The 5,198-nt window shown below is 25.8% G+C and carries 6 protein-coding genes and 1 pseudogene; 6 read left to right on the top strand and 1 reads right to left on the bottom strand.

All coding sequences use genetic code 4. The features are described 5' to 3' along the window. The 6 genes and pseudogenes from EHV01_RS03120 to EHV01_RS03095 all read left to right on the top strand — a co-directional run. A pseudogene (locus EHV01_RS03120) lies at positions 1–108 on the top strand (IS5/IS1182 family transposase); the annotation flags it as partial. A gap of 114 nt (positions 109–222) precedes the next feature. Then, positions 223–363, top strand: coding sequence for a hypothetical protein (locus tag EHV01_RS03115; RefSeq protein ID WP_241568653.1), 141 nt, complete (start codon positions 223–225; stop codon positions 361–363). A gap of 90 nt (positions 364–453) precedes the next feature. Continuing rightward, positions 454–1,122: a hypothetical protein gene (locus tag EHV01_RS03110; RefSeq protein WP_422066159.1), complete on the top strand. Its 669-nt coding sequence runs from the start codon at positions 454–456 to the stop codon at positions 1,120–1,122. 16 nt (positions 1,123–1,138) lie between these two features. Beyond that, the gene (locus EHV01_RS03105; protein ID WP_422066160.1) at positions 1,139–2,647 is read left to right on the top strand and encodes an AAA family ATPase; all 1,509 of its coding nucleotides are present in this window, start codon (positions 1,139–1,141) and stop codon (positions 2,645–2,647) included. Positions 2,648–2,704: 57 nt separating this feature from the next. Beyond that, complete coding sequence (locus EHV01_RS03100; RefSeq protein ID WP_422066158.1) at positions 2,705–4,264, top strand: two-component regulator system yiem receptor component protein; 1,560 nt, start codon at positions 2,705–2,707, stop codon at positions 4,262–4,264. Further along, complete coding sequence (locus EHV01_RS03095) at positions 4,254–4,763, top strand: dUTP diphosphatase (RefSeq protein ID WP_422066157.1); 510 nt, start codon at positions 4,254–4,256, stop codon at positions 4,761–4,763. The genes EHV01_RS03100 and EHV01_RS03095 overlap by 11 nt, the downstream gene beginning before the upstream one ends. A 33-nt stretch (positions 4,764–4,796) precedes the next feature. On the opposite strand, the gene EHV01_RS03090 is transcribed toward EHV01_RS03095, so the two are convergent. Continuing rightward, positions 4,797–5,042 (bottom strand): ferredoxin, encoded by a 246-nt coding sequence (locus EHV01_RS03090; protein WP_348736413.1) that lies wholly within the window; start codon positions 5,040–5,042, stop codon positions 4,797–4,799. Positions 5,043–5,198 lie beyond the last annotated feature (156 nt).

Below are 5,198 nucleotides of genomic sequence, written 5' to 3'. Positions count from 1 at the left end.
ATTMTTAAAAAATTTAAAATTATTACAGAAAAATATCGTAATCATAGAAAACGATTTAGTTTAAGATTTAATTTAATTGCTTCAATTTATAATTTGCAATTATTATAATTAATTAAAATTATAATTTGCTATTAGTATCTTTTTAAAAATATTTACAATTATTTTAATAGGTTATGCAAGAAGTCTATTGTAAATTTCCGTGAATATTTTAATGTTGTTATTTTGACTGAAGATAATCGTGAATTAGATGCTAATGATGTCTTTTTAGAAGAAGGTAATTATTGATATTATATTAAAGTAACAAGTTTTGGAGCAAAATATTTTGAGGGAACAATATCAAATATTTTGATTGTTAAAAAATAGGAAAAAAATAATTTAATTGCCTAAATTTAGGGAAAATGTTAAAATGTTTACACAAATTAAAATAGGGTTAAATACTAAAGGGGGAACAGAATGTTTAAAAATAAGCCAACATATGGAAGTAAATTTCCAGATTTAGAGTTGCTTGATACTGAAGAAGAACGCCGAAAATATGAGGAGGAAGTTAAAGAATTATCTAAACAGGAGCAGAAACGTTTTAGTTATTTGTCACCAACTCAGCACAATGATTTTTCACAACGACGAATGTTTTGGGATAGTCCACTTGAACGAGTGGGGCGAAGTTTTATTATTTTTGGACAGTTAGTAGCAATTGTTTTAGCTTATTTTATTGGTCAAAAGGCAATTTTAGTTGCTTTAAGTAATTATCTTGATCCAAATATTAAAGTTTTTGCTAAAATTTATGTTAAAGACCTTTTAAGTTATGGGTTTTTATTTCTTAGTTTATTATTTAGTTTATTATATTTTATTCCGATGACAATGGTCCGAACTGCGGGTGCTATTTATGGATGAGGTATTGCTTATATTATGTTAGCAATTTTATATTTTTTATTTGTTGAAATTTTATGTGCAATTTTATTGATTCTAGGAAGTATTAAAGGAAATCCCACTGAACCAATTAATATTTGATTATTAGTTTTTATTGTTTTGGTTCTAACAATTACTTCTATTTGAATTGTTGGAGCATGCCTCTTAATTGTTAAATCAGATGATGTTAAACGAAGAATTAATTTAGAAGTTTAGGAGAAAAAAGAAAATGATGACACTTACAGAAAGATTAGAAGAATTAACCAAACAATTACAACAAAATGTTTATGAAAAAGAAGAAATTTTTAATTTAGCAATGTTAGCGATGCTAAGTGGTGAATCAATTTTTCTTTTAGGAAAACCCGGAATTGCTAAATCGTTAGTTTCACGTCGTTTAAAGCATGCTTTTAAAAATGGTACTATTTTTGAATATTTAATGAATCGTTTTTCAACACCAGAAGAAATTTTTGGACCAATTTCAATTGAAGATTTACAAAAAGGAGTGTATAAGCGCTTAATTGATAAATATTTACCAACGGCTGAAATTGTTTTTTTAGATGAAATTTGAAAAGCGGGACCATCAATTCAAAATACTTTATTAACAATTATTAATGAAAAGATTTTTCGTAATGCTGGAGTAGATATAAAAGTGCCAATGAAATTATTAATTTCAGCGTCAAATGAGTTGCCAGCAGAAGGACAAGGTCTTGAAGCGTTATATGACCGTTTTATTATTCGTTATATTGCACAAGGGTTAAAAGACGAAGAAAACTTTAATGATATGATTGCTGGAGTAACTGAATTAGATGTAAAAGTTGATGAAGCTTTACAAATTACACATGAAGAATATGATACATGACGAAAAGAAATTAATAAGATTAAAATAACACCAGTAACTTTTGATTTTATTTCTCGATTTCGAAAAGCAATGTATATTGCGACTGAAGGTGAATATTATATTTCAGATCGTCGTTGAAAGAAGATTGCTCATTTAATGAAAGCTTCAGCATTTTATAATGGTCGTGATACAGTTGATAAAGCTGATTGGTTAGTCATTCCATATTGTATTTGAGATGATGAACAACAAGAAGAAACATATAATGCTATTTTTAATGAATTTTATTTAGATGCTTTAACGTATGATGTTCGTGAAAAAAAGAATCATTTAAGCAAAGAATTAGAAGAATTATCAGCTCAGTATGAAGATATTCAAGAAGTTAATAGTCGCAAAAGTGAATATTTGGATGTTTTTGATAGAAAATTACAAGGAACATTTCACCGAATTTTTTGAAAAAATCAACAGTATCCAATTTGTTTTATTCGTGTTGAAGATTTTATTGATGCTCGTCATAATAAGACACAACCCACATTAATTGAATTATATTATGGTGAAGATTTAGATAATATGGCAGATGTTTTGCAAACAGAGATTAGTTATGTTAATGATAGTACTTTTAAAATTATTAAAACAAATGAAGAAATTAAAATTGAAATTAAGAATTCAAAAGTGGATAATAATTCAAAACTTGAAAAAAGAATTTTAGCTGTTGAACGAGAAATTGATAGTTTAACAACTGCTTTTCCGGATGAAAAAGAACGATTATTATCTTTAAATTTCCTCTTTTTTAAAGAACGTTTTATGTTGGCAGTTAATAATGCCTTTAGTGATAATAAAATAAATTTTAATGAAAATTGGTTAGAATTAGAACAATTTTCAAATTCAGAGCAAAAAAATAAATAATAGTAATTTTGAACAATTAACAAAAAATTAAATGAGTAAAACAAGGGAGGATTTAATGTGAATCCATATTTAGAGCAAAAAGCGGGAGTTCAACTAGCTAGTAAGTTAACAGCATTAAAAAATACGGATTTAGTTAATCCAAGGTTTGCTCTGATGAAAACAACGAATCGGTGATTAAGTGAAATGTTTGACCAAGCTGTTAATAATTTTTATGATCATCAAATTGAAAATGAAATTATGAAAATTAAGTTAGATTCAAATATCGAAAAAGAAATTTATTTATTTCATTGGATTAAAGTTAATGGTTATGATGGTTTAAAAAAGAATTATGCTTCAACACAAGATTTTTTATTTAAAGTTAATTCACCATTTTATGATCGGCTAAATTATTATCGTTATGAATTTAATAAAAAACAAAACAATAATCCAAATATGTTATTTCGTGATTTTATTGGAATTTGAGAATCTATTTTAATTAAAAGAATTAATGATTATCGTTTTGCAAAAATTGAAGAATTAAGAACAAAGTTTATGCAAGATTTATATAATAAAGTGGAAATTTATAATAAAGCTAATAGTTTATTAAAAACAGTATGAAACTTTTTTGGCAAAATATGAAATCCAGTAGAATTAAAAAAAGGTGTTAATATGTCAGTCATTGATAAATTTGCAAAATTTTTGGAAACTAATCCAGCAATTATGGAAATTGCAACATTATTAGGGCGTTTTCAAGGTGAAAGTAATTTAATTGAACAACGAATTTTAGAAGAAATTGTAATGGATTATGAATGAAAACCAATTGGTTCTTCACCAGAAGAAATTATTGGAGCAACTGAATCTAAAGATTTAGAACATATGTTTCCCGCCGAATTAGTTTTATTAAAAGATCCAGTTTTAAAATATATTTTTTATAAAAAATATATTGAGGGCAAATTAACAACATTTGAATTTTTATCACAAGATAAAGTTCCCAAAGAACAAATTAAATTACGAACAATTGAAACATATGTTCCTGAAGAAAAAGGGCCAATCATTTTATCAATTGATACCTCTTCTTCAATGCGAGGTAGTCCCGAACAAATTGACAAAGCTCTTGCTTTAGCAATTGCAAAAATTGCTTTAGCAGAGCATCGCCCTTGCTACATGATTAATTTTTCTAAAAGTTTAGATGTTTATAATTTATCTTCTTTAAAAGATTCACTACCAAAATTAATTGAATTTTTGTCAAAAAGTTTTGCTGGGGATACAGATGTTGAGCCAGCATTAGAACATACTTTAACAGTAATGGATAGTAATGAATATTTTAATGCTGATTTGTTATTAATTAGTGATTTTTTAACTTCTGATTTATCACCTGATTTAATAACAAAGATAAATTTATTAAAACAGCGTCGGAATCGCTTTCATGCTATTGTTATTGGGACAATGGGTGCAGAAAATGTAGAAACAATTTTTAATAATGCTTGAATTTATGACCCACGTGACCCATTTGCTTCAGAACGAATAATTGCTTCGTTAACAGGGCAAATTGTAAAGAAATATGATAAAGTTTCTAATGCAAAAGCAATTTTAGGACAAATGAGAACTGCAAAGGAGATTAGCAAAAATGTTAAGTAACAATACTTTTAATTATTTGTTAGAAAACCAAAAAAAATTAGATAAGCATATTTTAACAAAATTTAACTTAAATGATAATGAAACATTTGAGAAACGAATTTTGGCTTTTTTAGTTGAGTTAGCAGAATTTATTAATGAACAACGTGATTTTAAATATTGAAGTGTCAAACCGGCTTCAGCAAAAGATATCTTATTAGAAGAATATATTGATGGAATTCATTTTTTAATTAGTATTGGTAATAGTTTAACCGTTGACTTTAAAACATATCAATACCATAATGAATATTGTCAGGAAAATATTAATTTGATAAAACTTTATTTAGATTGTTTTGCAGTTGCAACAGAACTAATTAAAAATCAAACATCAGAAGTTTATTTTAAAGTTTTAAATCAGTATTTAATAATTGCTAAACAGTTAAAATTTACTGAAGATGATTTACTTACCGCTTATAATAAAAAAAATAAAATTAATTTTACTCGCCAAGAAAATAATTATTAAAAAAATTTTTTATAAAAATTATAAAACATTTTTTTAATCAGTATCAAGACTACTTTTCCGATTTTCTTTAAATTCTTCTAATGTTTTAATAAAAATTGCTGCTGTTGGACACACCATTTGTGCTTCCACTAACTCCTTATCATTATCAATGGTATTTGCAAAACCATCATCATCCATAAAAAATGTTTCAGTTTCATCAATCATAATACAGCTACCACAAGAAATACATAAGTCAGTATTTACATATGTTCTTTTTTTTGATATATCACGATTTGCCATATTTATCACTCCATTATTTATTTACTATAATAATAACAAAAATTTCTTTAATTTTGTCGAAAACTCTCTTTAATTTTGTCGAAAACTCTTGATATTTATAAAATATACCTAAAATTAGGTATATTTTTAATATATGGAGGTAAATAATTAATWAAA

Source organism: Spiroplasma sp. hy2 (assembly GCF_044714365.1).
In the GTDB taxonomy this organism is placed as follows: Bacteria; Bacillota_I; Bacilli_A; order Mycoplasmatales; family Mycoplasmataceae; genus Spiroplasma; species Spiroplasma phoeniceum.
The sequence above is the reverse complement of the archived record's forward strand: the minus strand, read 5'-3'. Positions and strand labels throughout refer to the sequence as shown.